At 52.2% G+C, this 21,642-nt stretch carries 18 protein-coding genes; 13 read left to right on the top strand and 5 right to left on the bottom strand.

Translation table 11 applies throughout. The features are described 5' to 3' along the window. The first annotated feature begins 67 nt into the window (after nt 1-67). Nucleotides 68-730, top strand: a complete 663-nt coding sequence (locus tag H6750_06680; protein MCB9773997.1) for a class I SAM-dependent methyltransferase — start codon at nt 68-70, stop codon at nt 728-730. 109 nt (nt 731-839) lie between these two features. Here the strand turns inward: H6750_06680 and H6750_06675 are convergent, their stop codons facing one another. Next, nucleotides 840-1,085, bottom strand: a complete 246-nt coding sequence (locus H6750_06675; protein MCB9773996.1) for a hypothetical protein — start codon at nt 1,083-1,085, stop codon at nt 840-842. 378 nt (nt 1,086-1,463) lie between these two features. Here H6750_06675 and H6750_06670 point away from each other — a divergent pair, with 378 nt between their 5' ends. From H6750_06670 to H6750_06620, 11 genes are all read left to right on the top strand, one after another. After that, nucleotides 1,464-1,793 carry a nucleotidyltransferase domain-containing protein gene (locus H6750_06670; GenBank protein ID MCB9773995.1) on the top strand — a complete coding sequence of 110 codons (330 nt, stop codon included), beginning with the start codon at nt 1,464-1,466 and terminating at the stop codon, nt 1,791-1,793. After that, nucleotides 1,790-2,185 (top strand): HEPN domain-containing protein, encoded by a 396-nt coding sequence (locus tag H6750_06665; GenBank protein ID MCB9773994.1) that lies wholly within the window; start codon nt 1,790-1,792, stop codon nt 2,183-2,185. The genes H6750_06670 and H6750_06665 overlap by 4 nt, the downstream gene beginning before the upstream one ends. Before the next feature lie 856 nt (nt 2,186-3,041). Further along, the gene (locus H6750_06660; GenBank protein ID MCB9773993.1) at nt 3,042-4,514 is read left to right on the top strand and encodes a BamA/TamA family outer membrane protein; all 1,473 of its coding nucleotides are present in this window, start codon (nt 3,042-3,044) and stop codon (nt 4,512-4,514) included. 1,119 nt (nt 4,515-5,633) lie between these two features. Further along, nucleotides 5,634-6,131, top strand: a complete 498-nt coding sequence (locus H6750_06655) for a hypothetical protein (protein ID MCB9773992.1) — start codon at nt 5,634-5,636, stop codon at nt 6,129-6,131. A gap of 963 nt (nt 6,132-7,094) precedes the next feature. Beyond that, nucleotides 7,095-7,256 (top strand): hypothetical protein, encoded by a 162-nt coding sequence (locus tag H6750_06650; GenBank protein MCB9773991.1) that lies wholly within the window; start codon nt 7,095-7,097, stop codon nt 7,254-7,256. 39 nt (nt 7,257-7,295) lie between these two features. Beyond that, nucleotides 7,296-7,688 (top strand): hypothetical protein, encoded by a 393-nt coding sequence (locus H6750_06645; GenBank protein ID MCB9773990.1) that lies wholly within the window; start codon nt 7,296-7,298, stop codon nt 7,686-7,688. Between the two features lie 904 nt (nt 7,689-8,592). Next, nucleotides 8,593-9,183 (top strand): hypothetical protein, encoded by a 591-nt coding sequence (locus H6750_06640; GenBank protein MCB9773989.1) that lies wholly within the window; start codon nt 8,593-8,595, stop codon nt 9,181-9,183. 5,551 nt (nt 9,184-14,734) lie between these two features. Further along, complete coding sequence (locus H6750_06635) at nt 14,735-15,466, top strand: DUF1456 family protein (GenBank protein ID MCB9773988.1); 732 nt, start codon at nt 14,735-14,737, stop codon at nt 15,464-15,466. Nucleotides 15,467-16,494: 1,028 nt separating this feature from the next. Next, nucleotides 16,495-16,788, top strand: a complete 294-nt coding sequence (locus H6750_06630; GenBank protein MCB9773987.1) for a nucleotidyltransferase family protein — start codon at nt 16,495-16,497, stop codon at nt 16,786-16,788. Between the two features lie 329 nt (nt 16,789-17,117). Then, nucleotides 17,118-17,366, top strand: coding sequence for a DUF433 domain-containing protein (locus H6750_06625; protein MCB9773986.1), 249 nt, complete (start codon nt 17,118-17,120; stop codon nt 17,364-17,366). Continuing rightward, nucleotides 17,363-17,680, top strand: a complete 318-nt coding sequence (locus H6750_06620; GenBank protein ID MCB9773985.1) for a DUF5615 family PIN-like protein — start codon at nt 17,363-17,365, stop codon at nt 17,678-17,680. The genes H6750_06625 and H6750_06620 overlap by 4 nt, the downstream gene beginning before the upstream one ends. Before the next feature lie 802 nt (nt 17,681-18,482). On the opposite strand, the gene H6750_06615 is transcribed toward H6750_06620, so the two are convergent. Together H6750_06615 and secB are read right to left on the bottom strand one after the other, a co-directional pair. Then, nucleotides 18,483-18,770, bottom strand: a complete 288-nt coding sequence (locus tag H6750_06615; protein MCB9773984.1) for a type II toxin-antitoxin system Phd/YefM family antitoxin — start codon at nt 18,768-18,770, stop codon at nt 18,483-18,485. Nucleotides 18,771-18,849: 79 nt separating this feature from the next. Continuing rightward, a complete protein-coding gene (gene secB, locus H6750_06610; GenBank protein MCB9773983.1) occupies nt 18,850-19,308 on the bottom strand; it encodes a protein-export chaperone SecB in 459 nt (152 codons plus the stop codon). A gap of 279 nt (nt 19,309-19,587) precedes the next feature. Here secB and H6750_06605 point away from each other — a divergent pair, with 279 nt between their 5' ends. After that, a complete protein-coding gene (locus tag H6750_06605) occupies nt 19,588-19,902 on the top strand; it encodes a hypothetical protein (protein MCB9773982.1) in 315 nt (104 codons plus the stop codon). An 816-nt stretch (nt 19,903-20,718) separates the two neighbouring features. Here H6750_06605 and H6750_06600 read toward each other — a convergent pair. Both H6750_06600 and H6750_06595 read right to left on the bottom strand, forming a co-directional pair. Continuing rightward, nucleotides 20,719-21,018, bottom strand: coding sequence for a DUF2442 domain-containing protein (locus H6750_06600; protein ID MCB9773981.1), 300 nt, complete (start codon nt 21,016-21,018; stop codon nt 20,719-20,721). After that, nucleotides 20,999-21,235: a DUF4160 domain-containing protein gene (locus tag H6750_06595; GenBank protein ID MCB9773980.1), complete on the bottom strand. Its 237-nt coding sequence runs from the start codon at nt 21,233-21,235 to the stop codon at nt 20,999-21,001. Before H6750_06595 ends, H6750_06600 begins: the two co-directional genes overlap by 20 nt. Nucleotides 21,236-21,642: the final 407 nt, after the last annotated feature.

Genomic DNA, 21,642 nt, shown 5'->3' with positions numbered 1-21,642 from the left:
AGGAATCTCCCCTTCCCCCGCATCCTCCCTACTGAGATCATGGGTAAAGCAACCCGTCGAGAAACACATGAAGTATTGCCTGCAATTCCACAATCACCAATGGCAATTGATCGATCAGGATGCACCGGACATGACGCCGGTGGTCATCGACTTTGTGTCCGGGAAAACCGCGTACCGGAGAAAGTATGGCCATGCCGGTGGTGAGGCCATCAGCAAAGCCGTCGGCATCAAAAAAGGCAAACGCCCCACGATTGTGGATGCCACCGCCGGATTGGGACGTGATGCCTTTGTGCTGGCCACTATGGGATGCCGCGTGCATATGATCGAGCGGTCGGCCATGATCGCCACACTCCTGGAAGACGGCTTACGCCGCGCCGCAGCAGATGAGAAAATCGGCGCGCTCATCAAAGACAAGCTGACGCTCACCTGTGGCGATAGCCGTCAGGCGCTGCTCCAGATCCCGTTTGCACCCGAGGTCATCTATGTCGATCCCATGTTTCCCGTAAAAGACAAATCAGCCTTAGTCAAAAAAGCCATGCGAATAGTCCAGGATATCGTCGGCCGGGACCCCGATGCCGATGAATTACTGAAGGTGGCGCTCACGATTGCCACAAACCGTGTCGTCGTCAAACGCCCCGCCTCTGCCGAGTATCTCGCCGGAATCAAACCCCAGGCCTCAATCAAAACCAAAAAACACCGCTTCGACATCTATCTCATTCCCCAGCAGTAGCGCCCCAGTCACCCTTCACCTCTTGCGTAAGCAATCCGCTTTCCCCCTTGCACCGCGTTTTCTTATCAACCGACAGCAGTGGCCAATAGAACATAGGCCAAGGTCCCACTTACTCAGCCCCTTTCAGTTCAATCGACGCCTGCCGGCTGGCCCCAGGGAGGGACACTCTTCGCATGTCGCGGACCGTGTTTGAGCAGAGCGAGTTGGTCCGCTCTTCAAAAGATTGGCGTCCCTCCCCTCCCATAAAGCCAGACGGGGCGTCCATGGTTTTGGCCACTTTTGCCGAAACAACAGTGGCTCGGCTACCGGGCCGAGACCCGGCTTCCATCAAACTTTGATTATTACCACCTGACATTGCTCATCCGATTTCCATCTGCTTCCGTTCCACCATGTCCGTCATTGGTAATCGGCCATCCGTCTTCGACCACCGCTCCATGTCATTTCAACGGAGTAAGGAATTTCGCCTTAGACCACACAACATTCAACAAAAGAGGAACAAGGCGGTCACGATTTGGGCCAACACTTTGCTTATTGGTCGGGGAAGAGAATGAAGCACCAGGAGGCGCTTGCCAGGTGTTCGCTTTAATGGCATGCTGGCGAATGAACAAGGGTAGCCAGCGCACGGAATTTGGCTTGACACATGTCGTATGTCAGAAATGCCAAATACGTGCGGCCCCAGAGTATGAAACTGCGAAGACAGAGTGATGGAGGAGTAGACGAAAGGAGACCCACGATGGGAATCACGACGGGGCTCACGAGCCCCACAACACTCAAGGCCATTGCAGACCGATTGCGCGGGAGTTATGGCGCGGAGCGGGTCCTGGTCTATGGTTCGGTAGCACGCGGCGAGCAGACAGAAGATAGCGATATTGATCTGCTCGTCATCGCGCCAACCAAAGAACGGTTTTTCGAACGGATGGGTTCGGTGCAGGCCTTAGTCAGGGACCTCGGACACGGCATGCCCCTTGCGCCGATCGTGCTGACTCCCGAGGAATTGGCCACCCGCCTGGACCGTGGGGATCAATTCGTGGAGGAGATGGTTCGAAGTGGAGTGGATTTGTGAATCGATCGGACTCCTCTTACGCAGACGATTGGTTGGTGGTGGCCCGTCGGGACTGGCATCGGATTCACGTTATGCTTGCTGATGGGGATGCGGATGGAGCGGGATTCTTTCTCCAACAAGCATTGGAGAAGTATCTCAAAGCCTTTTTGCTTCGGAATGGGTGGAAACTGAAGAAAGTCCACACGCTGCAAAGTTTACTCGATGAAGCGTCTGTATTTGCGCCGGATGTAGTCCCCTTGCGGCCAGTCTGCGAACGCGTGTCAGGGTTCTACATCGGGGAACGCTACCCAAGCGTCGGAGCGGAAGGACTGCAACTCGACGATGTCCACCGCGAAATACCGGAAGCCCGGTTGCTGATCGCCAAGTTAAATCCGGATGAACGGTTAGAATAACCATAGTGGCTATTTCGGCTGGCACCAGCTCTTGGAGCGATAACAAACCCATCGCTAGTTGAGTTAAAGACGGCATCTGGCCCCCCGCAACCCCTGACACAGCTTAAAAGTAGAACACTCACCAGGATTGTGGTCTTTTAGCCAAACAAGGGTCGCGCTCTTTGAGACGCATCAGGCAAAACCTCGGCCGCCGTCACGAACCCCGACATCTATCGTCCCCTCACCGTCCTTCCTGCAGTCCTCCCTCGGTCCTGGAAGTCCCTAAAAAATATCTTCCGACGCCTGCCGGCTGGCTCCAGGGAGGGACTCTCTTCGCAGTTCGCGGACCGGGTCCGAGCCCGGCGAGTTGGTCCGCTCTTCAAAAAATTGGCTTCCCCCCCTCCCATAAGGCCAGACGGGGCGTCCATGGTTTTGGCCACTTTTGCCGAAACAAAAGTGGCTCGGCTGCCGGGCCGAGACCCGGTTCCAATCGAATCCACACAGCACCTCCATCAAGGATCATACGAAATCCATCTCCCCTCACATCCTCCCCATCGCCTTCCAGTCGGTCAACCGGACTGCCCCTCAAATCACCAGACGGCCCCTTGCTCCGACGCCTGCCGGCTGGCCCCAGGGAGGGACGCTCTGAGCATTTAGCGGACCCTGTGTGAGCCCGGCGAGTTGGTCCGCTCTTCACAATGTTGGCGTCCCTCCCCTCCCACGAGGCCAGACGGGGCGTCAATGGTTTTGGCCACTTTTGCCGAAACAAAAGTGGCTCGGCTGCCGGGCCGAAACCCGGCTCCCCTCACCGACAATTATACATGCAGAATAATTCTGTACTTTTTTTTAAGGGGTTGGGTAGCATGGTCGCGGGGTCGTGGATGAATCAGATTCACGCCTGATCAAGACACAACAGGCAAAGGAAATAGGGGAAAAATATCCATCGAACGTTTCGACAAATAACATGATGAATGGTTGTCGAATCCGCTGCGTCTCGTCCTGCATATCCTGGGTCCTGCCGATGCTCCTCCTGGTCGCGCTTCCGGTGGAAGCCGAAACCAGCGTCCCCGCTTCTGCCGCGGCCGAGAAGGAGGTGGTCTACGACCCCTATCGAGGACTGGACCAGAATGGCCGGATTCCCGGTATCGACAAAGCCGCTCTTGTCACCAAACCCGAACGCTGGCGCTATATCCCCGAGGGCCGACTCAAGCCCGGCGGGTTCTTCGAACGCTTCCTGGTCTCGAGCTTCTTGCTTCCCTTCTTCTTCGCCAACTCCGCGGTCGGCGCCGGATTGGGCGTGGCCATCACCGACATCGATTTTCGTGCGCAACGTCGTCGTGAATTCCTTGGGGCCTTTCTCTCCCACACGACCGAGGGCCAACAGAGTTATGTGTTGCGGTGGCGACGGTGGCTCAAGCATCTCGAAGTGCCCACGGGTGGCGTGCTCCAGGAAGAACGCAGTTTCGTCAGCGCGGGCGGGGGATATCGCAAAACGCTGACCAGCCGTTTCTTCGGGATCGGGCCATCGACCAAGGAAAGTCAGGAGACCAGCTATACCGACCAGGTCGCCTTTCTCGAACTGGGTCTCTCGGAGTCGCTTAAAGGTTCGCTGGAAGACGTCGTCCTCGAACTGGATGTGCGAGGGGAACACCACTGGCTCAGCCGGGGCCGCGTTGGGGGCGCCGGGCAAACCAGCAGCGAGTTTCCGGGGCTCTTCGCCGAGGCGGATCCCTATGGTCTCGGGTGGGTGGGCGGCGGCATTCGCTGGGACACGCGTGACAGCCAGCGCAATCCTTACCGCGGAACGGTCCTGGGCGGGAGAGTCGATGCCGCGCTCCTCCAGACTGATTGGAACCGGGGTGTGATCTACCAACTCTTCGGCGACCAGCTGATTCCCACTCCAGGACTCTTTCACGATGGAGGAGGCGAGGACGAAGAGCACCCGCCGACTGACACCATCGCGCTCCACCTCGAGAGCCAACTAAGCTCCGGCGACCTGCCGTTTTTCGCGCGGCCCACCCTCGGCGGCAGCCGGGTGCTCCGCGGGTACATCGCCGGTCGCTGGCGGGATAATGCGGCCTGGGCTGCGGCCACAGAATATCGCGTCTGGGTCCTCCCACGCGGTTTCCCGATCTGGCGATATCTCCGGATCGAGCGCCTTGGGCTGGCGCTCTTCTACGAAGTCGGCAGTGTCGCAGAGAACGGATTCAAATTCTTCCAGGAACGCGTGCGCCAGAGCTACGGGATCGGCGGCCGATTCACATTGGAGCGTGCAGCCATCTTTCGCGCCGATTTCGGATTCTCGGAAGACGGGATGAATTTCACAGCAGGCTTCGGCCTCCCCTTTTAACCTCTACTCCATGCAAGAAAACCAGCCGGACCTTAGTTCCGACGCCTGCCGGCTGGCCCCAGGGAGGGACGCTCTTATACGTTGCGGACCTTGTTTGAGCAGAGCGAGTTGGTCCGCTCTTCAAAAGTTGGCGTCCCTCCCCTCCAATAAAGCCAGACGGGGCGTCCATGGTTTTGGCCACTTTTGCCGAAACAAAAGTGGCTCGTCGTGCGGGGACGAAACCCCGTCCCCATACCTCGCTCCGCAGCCCACCTGCTCATCCCTCTTGTATAAAAGTCTCGCAACAGTTCTCCTCCTGAGGGTTCCGACGCCGGCTGGCTCCAGGAGGACGCCGCATGTCGCGTGACCGTAAGTTTGAGCAAGAGCGAGTTGGTCCGTTTTCGTGCGTTGGCGTCCTTCCTCCCATATAAGGCCAGACGGGCGTCTTATAGAGTTTGGTTCTTTGCCGAAACAAAAGGACCTCGCCGTACGGGGACGAAACCCCGCTTTCCCTCTTGAAATCTCAAGGCCACCTCGCGAGTCCAAACTAGCGCCATCATAAAATCATCAGAACTTCAAAAGAAATTTCCCCAATTCTAGTCGTCGGTATGTAGAACAATCCCCCCTCGAAATTTCGCGAAAAAAAAGTAGAATCAAAGCAGGTCTTTATTTCACAAAAGAAACCTGTGCAAAAATCTCACTCTGAATTTCATCAGAAGGAATTCCTCTCCGTTCCTTCCATACCGTTGCCAGTATTCGGGCACCAATCTTCCTCTTCATCATTCCTTCTCCCCTGCATTGTCATCCTGAGTTCCGACGAAGGATCTGTGCCCAGCTCAACCCCACACATCAACACTCACCGACAAAATTTTTTAAACAATTTTTCTGTACAATTTTCAATGAGTTGGGTAGCATGGCCAAGAGATTGGTGAAACCGGTGCGGTCTCAAGTTTCGCCGTAAAACAATCGTACTTCCTAGGTTTTCAGTACGTTCAAAACACCAATGAACTCCCCCGACAAGAAGACCCTCTCCGAGCGTGACATCTGCACCAAGTTCATCACACCCGCTCTTCAGCAAGCGGGTGGGATGTCGATTCTCAACTACGTGAAGAAGTCTCCTTCACGGATGGCCGCATCATCGTGCGCGGCAAACTCGTCACACGTGGGAAAGCCAAACGCGCCGACTACATTCTCTACTACAAGCCCAACATCCCCATTGCACTGATCGAGCGAAGGACAACACCTACCCCGTCGGTGGCGGCATACAGCAAGCCCTGGAGTATGCCGAGACCCTGGATATCCCATTCGTCTTTTCATCAAACGGTGATGCCTTCCTCTTCCATGACCGAACGGGACAAAACGAAAAACCAGAATCCGAAATCGCGCTCAACACTCCCCACCCGGAAGTACTCTGGGAGAAATACCGCTTCGTGGAAAGGCCTGGCACCTGCGCAGAAAAAAATCGTCCAGAACTATTACGACGACGCGAGCGGCAAGAACCGCGCTACTACCAACGTATCGCCATCAACAAAACCATATCGAAGCCATCGCCAAAGGCCAGGATCGGCTCCTCCTCGCGGCCACGGGCACAGGCAAACCCACACGGCCTTCTTCTTTGAAATCATTTGGCGCTTGTGAAAGCCAAGCGCAAGAAACGCATCCCTTCATCTGGCAGACCGCACGTTCTGATCGACCAAACCATGGTTAACGACTTCCGCCCTTTGGCAAAACCATAATAAACTCAGCACTTCGGGTCCAAGACCATTGCCGAGCGCGAGGATGGAAGGATTGTCGATCTGACGACCGCTGTAGACAAAAGCACGACGGATCGACACGTCCCACGTAGTCTACTCGGTCTCTATCAGGCCATCAATGGCCCCTGAGGAATCCCAAAACTCTTCCGGAACTCTTTCGCCAGACTTCTTCGTTAGATCTCATCGTCATCGACGAATGTCATCGCGGCAGCGCGGCGAGGATTCCGCCTGGCGAGAAATCTCGACTACTTCCAGCGCCACACAGATCGTGGAATGACTGCCGCCGAAGCGCGAAACCGAATACGTCTCCAATATCCATTACTTCGGCCAACCCACCACACCTATTCATTGAGGGAAGGCATCCGTGACGGGCTTTCCCTGCACTTATAAGGTAGTCAAAGTCCATCTGATGTGGACGGAAGGCTACTGCCCCACCAAGGGAGAGACCGACAAATACGGCAATGAAATCGAGGACCGGATCTATAATCAAAGGATTACGACCGGCAACTGGTCATCGACGAGCGTACCAAGCGGCGTTACAAAAAGATCACCGAATTCTTGAAGGAAAGCGGCGATCGCTTCAAAAGACAATCGTCTTCAGGTGGGACGGAGCATGCCGCCGCATGCGCCAAGCAAGCCCTGACTTCACGAAAAACGCCGACCCGTTTCCAGCAAAACATCCGGTATATTGCGCATCACCGGCGATGATCCCGAAGGGGGTGACCAGTTGGCAACTTCATTGACCCGGAGGCCAAATATCCCGTCATTGTCACCACCTCACGCGGCTACCACAGGAGTGATGCCTGTGACCAAGCCGCCTCATTGTCCTGGACTGGAGGTCGGCTCCATGACGGAGTTCAAACAAATCGTCGGGCGAGGCACCCGCGTACATACGGACACCAAAAAGTTCTATTTCACACTCATCGATTCTCGCCAGGCCACCAATCATTTCGCTGATCCCACCTTCGACGGTGAACCGGTCCAAATTTGGCGAACCGGGCGAGAATGAGCCGATGGCTCCCCGCCGGAGAATGTCGCCCACCAGTTGATGAAGAAGACCCCATCCCGCCACAACCCGGCGAGGAAGAAACCATCATCGTGGATCCCGAAAAGCCGGACATCACGATCCCGCCCGGCGGAAAAGCAACTGCACAAGTACTACATCTACGGTGAAGAGGTGAGTATTACGTTGAACGCATCCAATACCTGGATGAATACGGCAAGTCGTCACCGAAACCCCTGCGCGACTATTCCAAGAAAACGCTGCCAAGAAATCATTACGCCAGCCTCGACGCCTTTCAAGCGATGGAACAGCAGCACCGACCGCAAAGAGGCCATCATCGAAGAACTGGAAAGAGAAAGGCCACCCCTGGAACCATTGGCCGAGGAAGTGCGTAAAGAGTTGGACCCCTTCGACCTCATCTGCCACGTGGCTCTTTGACTAACCCTCCGCTCACCAGACGCGAGCGTGTGGAGAATATCCGCAAACGCGATGTCTTCACAAAGTACGGCAACAAGCCTGCGCTGTGCTGGGAAGCCTTAGCGTAAAAATATCAGACGAAGGTGTCACAAGCCTCGACGATCCGCATATTTTGGAAGGGTATCGCCGTTCGATACCATGGGGACGCCCATCGAACTCCTCAAAACCTTATGGACGGCCTGGCTTTGAAAAGGCCGTCCATGAACTGCAACATGCACCTAAGGCGAAGGGCTACCTAACTCATGTCCGTTCGTACACCGTCAAATCCATTCAAGACATCATGCGCCAGGACAGCGGCGTGGATGGGGGACGCCCAGCGCATCTCGCAACTTCGCTGATGTTCTTCCTCAAAATCATTATCACGACCAGGATCAGGAATTGGAAATGATGCAGGAGGGTTACTGGTCGCCCATTCCGAAAAATTCCAGTGGCGCACCTGGGCGGCTGACCCTTAGCGGTAATAACACGGCGATGAACTCATGGCTCGTCAACGATGAACTCTTCCCCTCACTCAAGGAGCTTAACCACGGCTAAAGACGGACGCCGTCGCGTCGTGCGGGATGTCTTCAGAAGACGCTCTACAACTATATGAAGTCCGGCCAGCCTGCGCCAGGTCATCAACAAGAATCAATGGTATCGACTTCAATAACTCCTCACCGAACGCAGCACTTCGAGATATCTACGAATGATCTTGAACGATCTCCAAAGCGCCGGGAACGCAGGCGAATACTACACCCCACGCGCCGTTACCGCCTTTATGGCTGACCGAATCGGACTCCGCACCCTGGCGAAATTCTCCTGACCCATCCTGCGGCACCGGAGGGTTCCTCTCTACCTGTTCCTCCGTCACATGCGGGACCGCTACATGTCAAAACGCCGAAGGACGAGAAGACATGCAGCAGCTCCGCGCCTGCGAAAAACAGCTTCCGGCACATGCTCTGCGTCACCAACATGCTCCACGGTATTGACGATCCCTTCTTCGTCCGCCACGCCGACAACACCCTTGGTTTCGCCCTATATCAGTTACACCTTTCAGTCAGACCGCGGACATTGTCCTCTCACCAATCCACCCTTCGGCGGCAAGGAAGAAGACGGCATCGAAAGCAACTTCCCCAAAACACTTTCAAAACGCGCGAAACAGCTGATCTCTTCCTGGCCTCATCGTGCGTCTGCTGAAACCGAGGACGTGCTGCCGTCGTCCTGCCCCGGACGGCTCGCTGATTCGGCGAAGGCGTCAAACCCGCCTCAAAGCAGTCACCAACACCACTTTGAAGAGTGCGCAACCTCCACACCATCGTTCGCTCCTGCCCAACAGTCTTCAAAACCCTACGCCCATTGGCACAACCTCCTGTTCTTTCGAGAAGGCGAACCCACCATGACATCTGGGTTTTACGCGAGCACCAAATCCTCTGAAGGACAAAAGCCTGATTTCGATGACCAGACCGATCCGCTTTGAACATCTAAAGCCCTGCATCGACTGGTGGGTGAGCCAAACGCAAGGGCTGCAAGAAACCGAAGTCGCCTGGAAAAGTCACTGCTGACGAAGTCAAACCGTGGCTACAATCTGATTGTAAAAACTCCCACACCGTGGTCAGATGACCATGGCGACCCGGAAGAACTCCCAAAACTCGAGGCGGCGGAGAGAAAGAAACCGCCAACCTACGCGACCAGCTCAAAGCCATTCTGGAAAAAGGCCCCTGCTGCGATGAATGGCCCAACTCCTCGCCCATTTCGACCGCATCGCTGAAGCACCTGATGCCATTTGCCTGCGTCGCTTCATCCCTCGATCTAGCCGTGCGGGGAAAACTGGTTGAGCAAGATCCAAGGGACGAACCTGCATCCGAACTGCTCAAGCGGATTCAAACCAGAGGGCGAGGCGATGAAGTTGAGGGAAAGATTGCAAGTATGGTGCGTTTCTATTTCAAGTAGAGCAAGAAAGCAGTTCGGCTGATTCTTCTGCTGGGCCTTCGTCCCACTCGGAATTTCGCTACTCCGGCAGGCTTATTTATTGGATGGCGACTGGTTAAATCAAAAGCACCAGTAATCTAAGTGGCGATGTGCGGCCTATCTGAACTCGCTGACATAGGTTTCGGGAGAGTTTAGAAATCGTTCTTCACGGTTCATGAATAAAGCAACTGCTTCGACTTGCACTTTGCACAATTCTAATTCCTGGCGACATCCTTGATTGCACGCATGCCCGATCCACTGGGAAGAGCGTGCCTATTTCCAGGCGACCTGAAAATCTTCCGTTACTGTTGTTGACGTTGGGTGGTGCTTCGTCTCGGCAGTCCTGACTTTGAAGCCTCCCTATGTTGTCCATGTGCGATCAACTCTCTCATTTTGCCCGGAATGTCGAATCGAAGGCAGCGGGAACAACGCGAGTCGAATTTCAAGAGGGCAATCTTGAGTTTTCTTTCCTTTTCCCCTCCCTCCCTCGCCGAACAACAACATCGCATCGCTGCTGGCGGATGAATCTGATGGCGCTGTGTGATCGGTTGACGCAGCGCAAAAAGGAGCGGAAAGCCGAAGGATCGGATGGTGGCCTCGGCTTTACATCACTTCTGAACAATGGCGCGAGCCCGACGCGCCTGGAGAACACGCCGCCCCGCTTCGCATTAACCAATTCTCCTGCGCCTCACCACCCGCCCCGACCACATCAAACAACTCGCCAAAACCATCTCAACCTCGCCGTCCGCGTGTTCAGGTGGAGCAAGACCCCACGGACGAATCCGCCTCTGAACTCCTCAAACGCATTCAGGCCGAGAAGCGAACGCTGTCAAAGGGGGGAAGATTAGGACCGGAAAAGCTAACAGCTGTCCGCTCGTACGGACGAATAAGCCTTTTAAACTAAAGCCGGGATGCAGGCCGCGTATCAGTCAGATTCTCATTGAGCTGCAAAACAGGCCCTTTAAAGTTCGCTAAGCATCAGAGCTGAATATCAGAAAGGTGGAATTTCTGTGATCAACCTGCGTCTATCAAAACGAAGGATTGGTTCCTGTCGAGAAAAATGGCCGTAGGGCCAAAAAACATTAGAGAGAGACTTCCACATTCAAACTTCGTAAGGCGATATCGTAATGGCACGACGAGGAAATGGGCCGATGCGCATTCGTAACTAAACAGGAACATGGTTGGCTTTGTGGCACTGGGAGCTCCACCTCCGACTTCCAAAATTTCTCTTCCCTAACTTTCGTGACCCTAATCGCCCCCTTTGTTCGCGAATATCTGGGGCTCAGCGGTCGGAGCAACCATGCAAAATCAATCAGTCTATACTGCTCATCCTAGTCATCGGTCTCCCCACCCTCCGCTGAACAACACCGCATCGTCGCCAAAGTGGCGAACTCATGGCCCTGTGTGGACAAATTGAAAAACCCAACTCATTACCAATTCAATCCGAAAACCCAGAACTCATGAGAGTCATCCTCCAAAGCCAATGTTTTAACTCTGAATTGCCTTTCAACAATGAAGCAAATTAGCTGGGTACAGCACAGATGGTATCTGACTTCTCCAATTAATTTAACAAATAAAACTTTTTTGCATAAACTGAACTTCATGAGGGAAGGTAAAAGTGGCGAAAATTAAATTAAAAAGGTATTCGTGTTTATGCTTTGTCTGCCGAGCATGATGAACTCTTTATCGGCAGCGTTTATTGATCTTGGATATGGCGCTACGACCTCATATTGATGGAAATAGGGCCCAAGCTAGCTTAAGCAAAGTAAGAACGGGCAGCGGAAAACGGCCTCATTGAGCATATTAAAAAGCGTTGAGCGTGTTTCAGCATTAAATCCTGAAGAACTGCAATGCAGTACCCGCATAGCAGCCCCACTCAAAACTATTAGTGGATGGGAACAAATCTGGATGTTTTCTAGCGCATCTTGGCGTCACGTGTGCATACTTGAGCTAATCCGTATGCGATATGGCAATGAAGAAGACGACATCTCTGGCGCTCTTCGCAAATATTCGATATAAGTAAGCTCCAATAATCCTACAGTGAAAGGGAAGTCATTGCGCGGCAATACTTGCAGGATTACGGAGGGGATTATTGACAAAGAGTGATACCTTACATAAAGATTCATGAGACTTAACAACTAAGCTTAAAGAAGATGAGGAGTAGCCGCATCTCGGACTAGACTGCATGGGGATTAAAGCCACAGGGCAGCCAACAACAGGAAGGGATTTGAACGCCACGTTGAGGCAGACGTTGTGAGAAACACAGCGTATCGTTTCTGATTATTCAATCGCAGATCTTAAACAAGGTTGTTCAGACTCTGGAGTATCAGGTTTTAATGATCATAAGAAGCGGTACTGCTTATTGATCGATGATTTGATACGAATTGGATGCCTGACGATGACCTTTATTTGAATTTAATAAAATCCTCTTACTTAACGGTTATTCTTGAACTGAATCGAAGGCTAAAAGGAGTAAAGGTTATCATTGGGTTCTCTGAGAGAAGATATTATTACCGTAAGTGTTTTTCAACACATGCGGAACTTCATGAGCCACAGCGAGAGAAATGGGATGATGTAACGGTACGGTTAAGATGGGGAAGGGATGATTTGATTCAATCTCTCGATAAAAGATTAGAACTGCTTTCAGGCAAGAATATACCCAAACTGCTCCGACACTAAGAGATTCTTCCAACAACCTCAAAGAAAAACAAATTAGATGCGATTGGTATGTAATGGAAAGAACTCTAATGCGCCCAAGAGATTTGATCCAATTTTACAATTTGGTATCTTGAGCAGTCTGAATGGGCCGCAGTTCCGACATGGACAAACTTATGGAGGGCGGAAATTGATATTCAGACAATGCCTGCAATCAGTTATTGGACGAATGGAAGGATACGTACTTTGGACGCTGCCCTCTACCCGGTCCTTAGGAAAGTTAAATACAAGTTCTATCTAGAAAATTTCTCTGATGAAGATGCAGATCAGATTCTCTCAGATAGTCGGTGCGATAAGAGCGCCTGGTTAAGAAATCTACAGAATATGTATCTAGAAGGAGCGATTACTCTTAAACAAGTAAAGCTAGAACTCCTGAAAGCCCTATACATAGTAGGAATCTTGGGAGTCAAGCTTCCAAACTCGCACAAGGTCGTATATTCGCATGATAATCCTGTTGGTGGGCAGGACATTACACAGAACTCCCTTCATGTTCACAAAATGTCTGGAGGGCATTGATCTGGCTCGACGACCAGAATCCAGATTAAGTTCTTGGTGTCAGGTCTTTCAATACAACGGCTTTATTGCTTTCCTTTTTAGCTCTAGGGCTCTTCTTCCTTCCCCTGTTTGTAATGCCCAAGACCGTGTTTCGAAACGAGTGGGAATTTTTCCTTTCCATTTTCTCCAATCTCATTCGAGTATGGTGAACGAAGGTGGATGCCCACGAACGACCTGCAGGGATGACGGAGAAGCATCGGGTTTCGATATGTGGGTGCGGTTGGGCTCGGATCCCACTGCTGCTCAGGATGACCATGCTGGCGTGCGCGAGGCTGATGGATGCCCGATTAGAAATGATGGAGGTCAGTCGCGTTTCGAAGATAGGTGGATTCGTTAGGCTCAGATCCTTCGCTGCGCCTTTGACCTGAGCGAAGTCGAATGCGGATCAAGATGACAATGCGGAAGGAAGCTCAGGCTAACAACCGGGAGAGTTCTCTTATGGCCCGAGGAAATGACGGGGAACGTATATCGGTGAATAACAACAGCTGTGTCTCTTCACGTCGTTCAAAAGGTGCGGTATGCGTGTGTTTTCATCCTGGCTGCAGTGCTTCTTCCGCTCCGTTTTGCTTGCTAGCCGAGATGGCTTTGACGAGAAGTACGAGCGCGGCTACAACATCTTTAATCACACCGCTATGTTCCGGACAACCCCTGAACCTGCTCAAACTCTATGCTCCTGACAATCCGTTCAATCCTGCCAATCAGTTCGATCCCGAAATCCCGTCAACCCGGCCAATCGCTATATGTTCCCAATAATCCTTCAATCCCGCTAACCAATACAATCCGATAATCCCCTGAATCCCGCGAATGTCTACAATCCTGCCACCCCTTCGCACCCCCTTTAACCAGCCTTCACGCGGTGATCGGTAAGTGCGGTCGGTAGAGCTGTACCCTGTCGCTGTCGATTGGGGGAATGGCGTCGCAGAAAAGCTTACGATACTTCGAGGGCGCTCTACTTTTCTCCGATTCTATGGACTGAGGCGGAAAGTTGAATGAGAAGAGCCTTTTGGTTTACCTCTCGCTCTGGTGCGAATGAGGATGGATGGCCCTTTGTCTTTAAATGCGGGGTGCGGGCAGCCGAGGGAGAACCTTCGGGGTTTCCGCCTCAAACGACGAGGCCCTTTTGTTTCGGCAAAGGGCCCAAAACCATTGACGTTCTGCTGGGTCTGGCCTCATTGCAGAGGAGGGACGCTAACTCCTGCGAAGAGCGGCCCAACCTGCCGAGCTCACACACAAGGGCCTCCACATACCAGAGCGTCCCTCCTGTGGGCCAGCCGGCAGGCGTCGGACTACAGAAGAAACACTGTTCGTGCTGCAGCGGCAGAGCTTCCATTCACATCACTCCCACCTTTGCTCCTAACCTACAAGGGCGAGGGAGAGTTTCTTTTGACCTTTTATTGCCGGTGGTCGGGTCGTGACTGCATGTACGTTAAACTGTTTCTGGCTGGGGCAGGTCCTGCTCAATGGGAAAGTCCACACGCAAACGCGAAAGGCCATAATGGGAATGTTGAAAAAAGCCACCAGCGGCGTTCTCGCCGTTTTGTCGTACTCACGTACTGAGGGTACGCTCCGGACGCCAAAATGGCTGTGGCCTTGCTGGATGACGTTTTTGAACATTCCCGTCAGCTGCTGATGCCTGAATTTTTCTCGTGCATATTCCGGTGATTTTTGAGATTTATTCAACAAGGCCATAATGGCCGGTTATACGGTCGCGCTCTCGCTAATGAAAACATTCAAATCCAACTCTTACCAACTCGTGGTACAGAGCACCAGGAAGGCACGGGAACACCGACATGAACAATAATTATTGCCTGCGTCGAATTCGCTACATCCTGGATTTTGGTGATTCCAAAATGATTGATGTCTTTGCGCAGGCCAACCAGACCGTGACACGAGCAGAGGTGAGTGCGTGGTTAAAAAAAGATGATGATCCGGATTTTGCGGAATGTCCTGACACCATGTTCGCCACGTTTCTCAATGGTTTGATTAACGATAGGCGTGGCAAGAAAGATGGCGCGCAGCCTGAACCGGAACAACGGCTCAACAATAATATTATTTTCGTCAAACTGAAAATCGCCTTCAATTTACAAGCTGATGACATCTTGTCGATATTGGCTTTGGCTGATTTTCGTATGAGCAAGCATGAGCTGAGTGCATTTTTTCGCAGACCTGATCATAAACACTATCGCAAATGCCAAGACCAAATTTTGCGCAACTTCTTGAAAGGCCTTCAACTGCAGCATCGTCCTGAGATGGAACGATCAACGTCAATAGCCACCTTCAGTCGTGGGGAAACTCAGTTGACTCTAATTGCCTCTCCCACTGGCCGGCATGGCCACCGTGTACTTCGACGTCGATTCCTTATCTTCAACAACACGGGTGGCGGCAAATCGGTATCCGCCGAGGAGGGTGCCGTACCATTTCAGAACACGAACGTTATTGTGGATTCTGGGGACGAGAGTGCAATGCGTTATTGGGAGCGCCCCCTCCGCGATGCCTCTAAGGTAAAATCTTTCGACCATTGATTGGGAACAATCATGCTGGGTTTCAGCCTGGTGGTGCCGAGGTACTTTTGTTTCGGCAAAAAGGACTCAGGCAAAACCATTGACGCCCCGCCTGGCCTGATCGGGAAGAGGAGGGACGCCAACTTGGAAGAGCGCCCCAACTCGCAGGCTCAAACAAGGTCCGCTAGCTGCCAAGAGCGTCCCTCCTGTGGCCAGCCGGCAGGCGTTTGACTGGGGGGTCAAGTCTGCAATACGACATCTGTAGCGTCTTCGTTCCCCTGTAGCTCCAGGGCGCCCTTTCTTTTCTCCCCTGTTTCTGTTAAAAATCTGTGTTGGCGTGAGAGGGAATTTCTCCTTTCTGATTTCTCTAATCCGGTTGGGTGGAGGATTGAAGACGGGTTCTCGATTTTAGATATTAGATGCCGGGGTCGGCTCAGAAGCCGAGCCACTTTTTGTTTCGGCAAAGTGGCTAAAACCATTGACGCCCTGTCTGGCCATAGTGGGAGAGGGAGGACGCCAACCTTTGAAGAGCGTCCCTCCTTAGCCAGCTGCCCCACCCACTTACGACCACCTGGAAGGACGGACGGCGTAATATTTCGATAGGCCGGATTAGGGTGGGCTCAGATCCTTCGCTGCTGCTCAGGATGACAACCCATTTTTCTTTTGCCAGGCTGTTCTGGTCCGGGAACCATCCGAAAGAAACCTCCTCGCGCCTCCCGATAATGAAAGGGAAGTCCCGCCTTTTGACCTGTGACCTTTACTCCTCATTGTTCAAGTCTGCATGTAGATGAATACCCGATAACAGTTGTCCGGGCATATCACATGGTGCCTTGGCAAAGGGAAAACCAGCACGGTTAAGGATGATTCTTTGGAATACCGGGATGAGTCTTCGCTTCGAGCCGACATAATGCTAAGCTGAATCGTTTTTGGTAAGGTTCCGCCAGCAGAATGACGATGAACTGACATAAGGCACCCATCGTTGCGTTGTCTGGATGGCTCTGACATCTTTAGGGATGGCAGGAAGCAGACGTTCATGTGGAGGCGATGTCATGAATCACAAGAATCTTGTCTCGTTATTGCGCAGCAGGCGCGAGGAAATCGTTCGCCGATTTGCCATTAAGACATTGGGTATTTTTGGGTCGGCAGCCCGTGATGAGATGCACGAGGGAAGCGATATCGATGTTCTTGTGGAGTTTCAAGCCTCCCCCACTTTCGATGCTTATATGGATCTCAAGTTTTATTTGGAGGATCTTTTCCAGACGAATGTCGATTTGGTCCTTGAGGATACCGTGAAGCCTCGCATGCGTCCTTTGATCGAAAAGGATTTGATTCGTGTCGCGTGATTGGACGTTTTTCCTGGAGGATATTCTGGAAGCCGCCAATACAGTGCTTCGCTAGACCAACGGCCTGACACTGGAAGCCTTCCAACGTGATGAACTGGTTTTCGATGCCGTGGTCCGCAATTTGGAAATTATCTGCGAGGCCGCGTTGTCGGATAACTCTGTGCCTCATCGTTCCCTTCCGCACTTGTTAGCCGTCCATGATGGCGTTATTCAACCCGACTCATTTTCAATCTCGTGTTTGTCTTAAACCGGGTACCCTTTGAATATTAGACTTCACCCTTATTCCCGGATATAGTTCTTTCTAGAAGACCTTAAAGAAAGGGATTACGATGTCGTCGCTTGTCATAGAAGAACAAGAACTTCAACGATTACCTATTACGATTGATCCAGGCATCCTGAGCGGGGCACCCGTGTTTAAGGGTACCCGTGTTCCGGTAGACGCGCTCATCACAAATTTGGAAGCCGGACTGACCTTGGACGGATTTCTTGAGAATTTTCCTACCGTCACCCGTGATCAAGCCGTCCAAGTGCTTGAGTTTTCCAAATCAACCCTTCTGAAACTTGCTCACCGAACTTGACCATTCTTCTAGACGAATCCGTTCCACGGGTTGTTAAAATTCGTCTTCACGAGTTTTCCATTTCCACAGTCCAGGAGATGGGATGGATGGGGATGAAAAATGGTGATTTGCTCGCGGCTGCCAGCCAACAATTCACCGTTTTGATTACCGCAGACAAGAACCTTCGTTATCAACAGAACCTGAAAGATCACCGGCTTTCCATTATCGTTCTTCCCACCAATCAGGTTTCCTTGGTGGTGACGTTACTCCCGGTTATCCAGGACATCCTCAGGGCGATTCAACCCGGCGACCTCATCCAAATTCCTCTGCCGTGAGTACGACACCCTTGTGAATCTTTACGTTATTGCTGTTTTAATGATTCACTCTTTGCACGCCTTGCCCATGCCTGCACCGCTTGGTTGGGCCGGGTACAGATCCTCACCTGCTGCTCATGATGACAATGCAGGGGATAAGATGGATGCCCGATATGTACTGCAGGTCTGAATGAAAATGGGAAAATGGATTCCCGATGACTACTGGCAGGAGACGGAGGGGAAGATGGATATAACTTGTCTTTTAGATTAGATGCCGGGGGTCGGCCCGGCAGCCGAGGTCCTTTTGTTTCGGCAAAAGGACCCAAAACCATTGACGCCCCGTCTGGCCTGATCGAAGAGGAGGGACGCCAACTTTGAAGAGCGGCCCAACTCGCAGGGCTCAAACAAGGTCCGCGAGATGCTCAGAGCGTCCCTCCTTGGGGCCAGCCGGCAGGCGTCGGATCAAAATGCAACCGTACCGAGGCAAACCCACGGGCGGACAATAACTGCGAGGGTTTTTCCTTCGTGGCCATTATCTTGTGAAGATTTTATCGATAGACCTCATCATGGGTTCCGATATCGAGTAACACAATTTCTTTTCTGGTAATTCGTCATGTCAAAGTAATACGGTAGGCATGAGTCAGGCTGACGACATGCAGTCCTTCCAATTCCCCTTTGAGAGCGTGCAGGCGGAGAGAGGGTTGAAACGGATCGGCTTCTCATCCTCTGAGACCTTTGGCGAGTTGTTTTTTCTGTTCGGGGTGAGTTCGCGTGAACTTGGCCACGCGCCGATCAAAATAGCTGGTCTTGGCCAGCGTACACATTAGGCTTCGAGGTGAAGTTCGTCGATGAGAGTTTGGGCTGTATGGGGACGGACACGCCCTTGCTTAAGATCCTTCAATGAGCGGCGAATTCGATTCAGGTACGACTTACGATACCGCTTCGCCAGTTCCCGATATTGATCTTCTGCCATGATGACATAGACGGGTTCGTTGTTCTTGAGCACATGCACTGGCCCCTTCTTCAAAGCTTTGTCAATGACCGAAAGTCCCCTCCGCTTGATTTCGTTCGCCGGAATCGTCTTTTGCACGGTATCATTTGTGGTTCGCATGAATTTACCGTATCTCAACCATCCCCTCACGGCAATCTCTAAAAACCTATCAAGAAAGCACTTCGCCCGAGAAGCTGCCTCAGTGGATGGTGGCCGCGGAATCGGGTGTCGTTTGTTGTTGTTGCTGCTGATGATACAGGGCTTCAAAATTCACCGGGTTGAGCATGACGGTCGGGAACCCTCCCCGTGTCACCGCATCAGATACCGTCTCACGAACATAGGGAAAGAGAATATTCGCACATCCGATCCCTAACACCGCACCCATTTCCGTTTCCGGGACATGGCGAATCCGAAAAATGCCAGCCTGTTCCACCTCCACGATAAACATGATTTTTTCATTGACCTTGGCCGTCACGGTCACCGTCACGGACGCATCATACATGCCCTCTTCCACGCGGGCATGTTGGGTCTTTAATTCGACATGAACCTGTGGGGCTCCACCCTCCCGGAAAATGCCGGGTGCATGAGGGACTTCCAAGGACAAATCCCTGACGTAGATTTTCTCTATGGTAAACACGGGCTTCTGTTCTTCAGTCATGTGTCATCCTCTTGTGCGTGAATAGAGATGGTCATCAAGCCACAACCGGGCCTGACCAATTTATCTTCCTACATTCTGAAAAAGGAAGGCCCATATTGTCATCGATTCCTCATGAGACGCAACCCGGCTTCCAATTTCTTCTTCATGAAGAGGGGGGTTACTTGCAGATGAGGAAATTTCGTCGCCGGTGTTGATGTGGAAGGCCAGAGATTGGCATCATGTCGTATGCTATGAAGGAAGAGACCACGGTGGCGTCGAATCTAACCGGGAGGTCTGAGCATGCGATTCTATATTTTACGCAACCAGGTCGTCGTTCCCGTTTCGAGTGCCAAGGAATTTGGCGAATGGGTGGAAACGGCTGATCGGGTTGTGAGTCATACAAAGGTCGCAGACATTGAGGTGTCGACCGTGTTCCTCGGGATTGACCATCAATTCTTCGCCGGCCCTCCCCTCCTGTTTGAAACGATGGTGTTTGGTGGCGATCTTGATCAAACCTGCCGCCGCTGCTCCACCTGGGAGGAAGCGGAAGCGCTACATGAAGAGATTTTGTCAGAAGTGTTAAACCGGGTGTATGGCTATCATAAGCCGGGTTGAGTCGGTGCCGTTCGTTTGGTCTTGAATCGGTTTAAGGGCAGGTTTTACATTCACATTTCCTCGCAGTTCCCTACTTACCTTTTTGCTTATTGAGAATGTCCTACTTTTTTCTGCGGGGTTTCGCCCCCGAAGGACGAGGTCCTTTTGTTTCGGCAAAAGGACCCAAAACCATTGACGCCCCGTCTGGTTTCATTGGAAGGGAGGGTCGCGAACCCGGAGAAGAGCGGCCCAACTCGCTCTGCTCAAACACGGGCCGCGAGCTGCTAAGAGCGTCCCTCCCTGGGGGCCAGCCGGCAGGCGTCGGGTCAAAACGAATACGTGCCGACGCAGGCCAACGGAGGGGCGGACCAACTCGCATGGCTCAAACAAGGCCCGACTCTTGATTTGAACGTCAGCCCGGTTGGTCGACCTGAAGGTGGAGGTTAGCTCAACCTTCGTTCAATTTCGCCTACCAGTACTCGGGATCGGAACTTTCTACTCACACAGACTCACAGCCCATTTTCCACTTTCCTGCTTGTTGAGACTAATGCACTTTTGCCTGCGGGTTCTTGGGGGGCTTTCCGGGGAAAATGCTAAATGATCAACGTCGGAAATAACAGAGGGGCGTCGTATTTCAGTGTGCGGGGTTGGGCCGGGCACAGATTCTTCGCCTAAGCTTAGGATGACCATGGGGGGAATAAGTTGGATGCCCGCTGACAACTTGCGGGGATGACGAGATTAAATAAGATAGATTCCCGCTAACGCCCTGCGAGAATAACGGTGGGGGGAAGGGGTTTTTGCTGACCTTGCGTGTTTTGCTTGGGGCACAGATCCTTTTCAATTTTCATGTTTGAGAACCGTCTTTTCCTCGAGAGGCAGTTCGAAACGGCCGTTCACGATACCAAGGACGGTAATATCCTCATCTAAGTTTTCCCAGCGTAAGGCATACCCATTGACTTCAACTTTGACTTCTCCTAATTCTTCATTTGTTGCCTTCCGAAGTTTTCGAAATCGTGACGCCGGGAAACCGATAATCCTCCCATCGTAGAGTTCGATGAAAATGGTGCGTTGTTCAGTCCACGCTCGGCAGGCTACGGGGTCTTGTTCTAACTCAACGTTAGCGGTTGTGGTATTCATGGTATTTCTCCATTAAGAATTTTTGATTTTGAAAAACGAGGCTGGCAATCTCATTCAAACGATGTGCGGGGACACCGCGATTTTTTGCGAGAATGATGGGGTCAAGCCAAAATTTACATTCACTCTCTCCAGTCCGCACATGAATGTGAGGAGGTTCATTTCGCTCATCCGAATAAAAATGAAAGCGGTAGGGACCTATTCGTAATACTGTGGGCACTGTGTCCCCCTCGAACGTCTGCGATGAGGTATCGAATAATATGCAGTGCAGACTGCTGGGGTTTCGCTCACCGCTATTACATAGCTATATACTGATAAACTTTCTCTGCAACCTTCCGCTTCTCTATTCATTGGATTCCTATTACCTATAATTACTCTGTGGCTTGATCAGCCTATCACAACGTACTCAGCTTAAAACTTCCAGTAATCCTATAAGTTTCTCGAATACTTAGCAAGAATCTTCCAACCCCCTGGAAAGGGACAACCACAGCAGGTTTTGTCAGTCCATCTGGAGGGAATAGAGTGGTCGGGGTCGGGGCTACACCGAGACTGGCGAGTGGGGTGCAGATGGAATCCCGCTGACAACTTGCAGGGATGACGGAGGAGTGGGTTTGGTGTCGGGTCGTT

The organism is Nitrospiraceae bacterium, assembly GCA_020632595.1.
In the GTDB taxonomy this organism is placed as follows: domain Bacteria; phylum Nitrospirota; class Nitrospiria; order Nitrospirales; family UBA8639; genus Nitrospira_E.
This window is presented reverse-complemented; position numbering and strand designations above follow the sequence as displayed.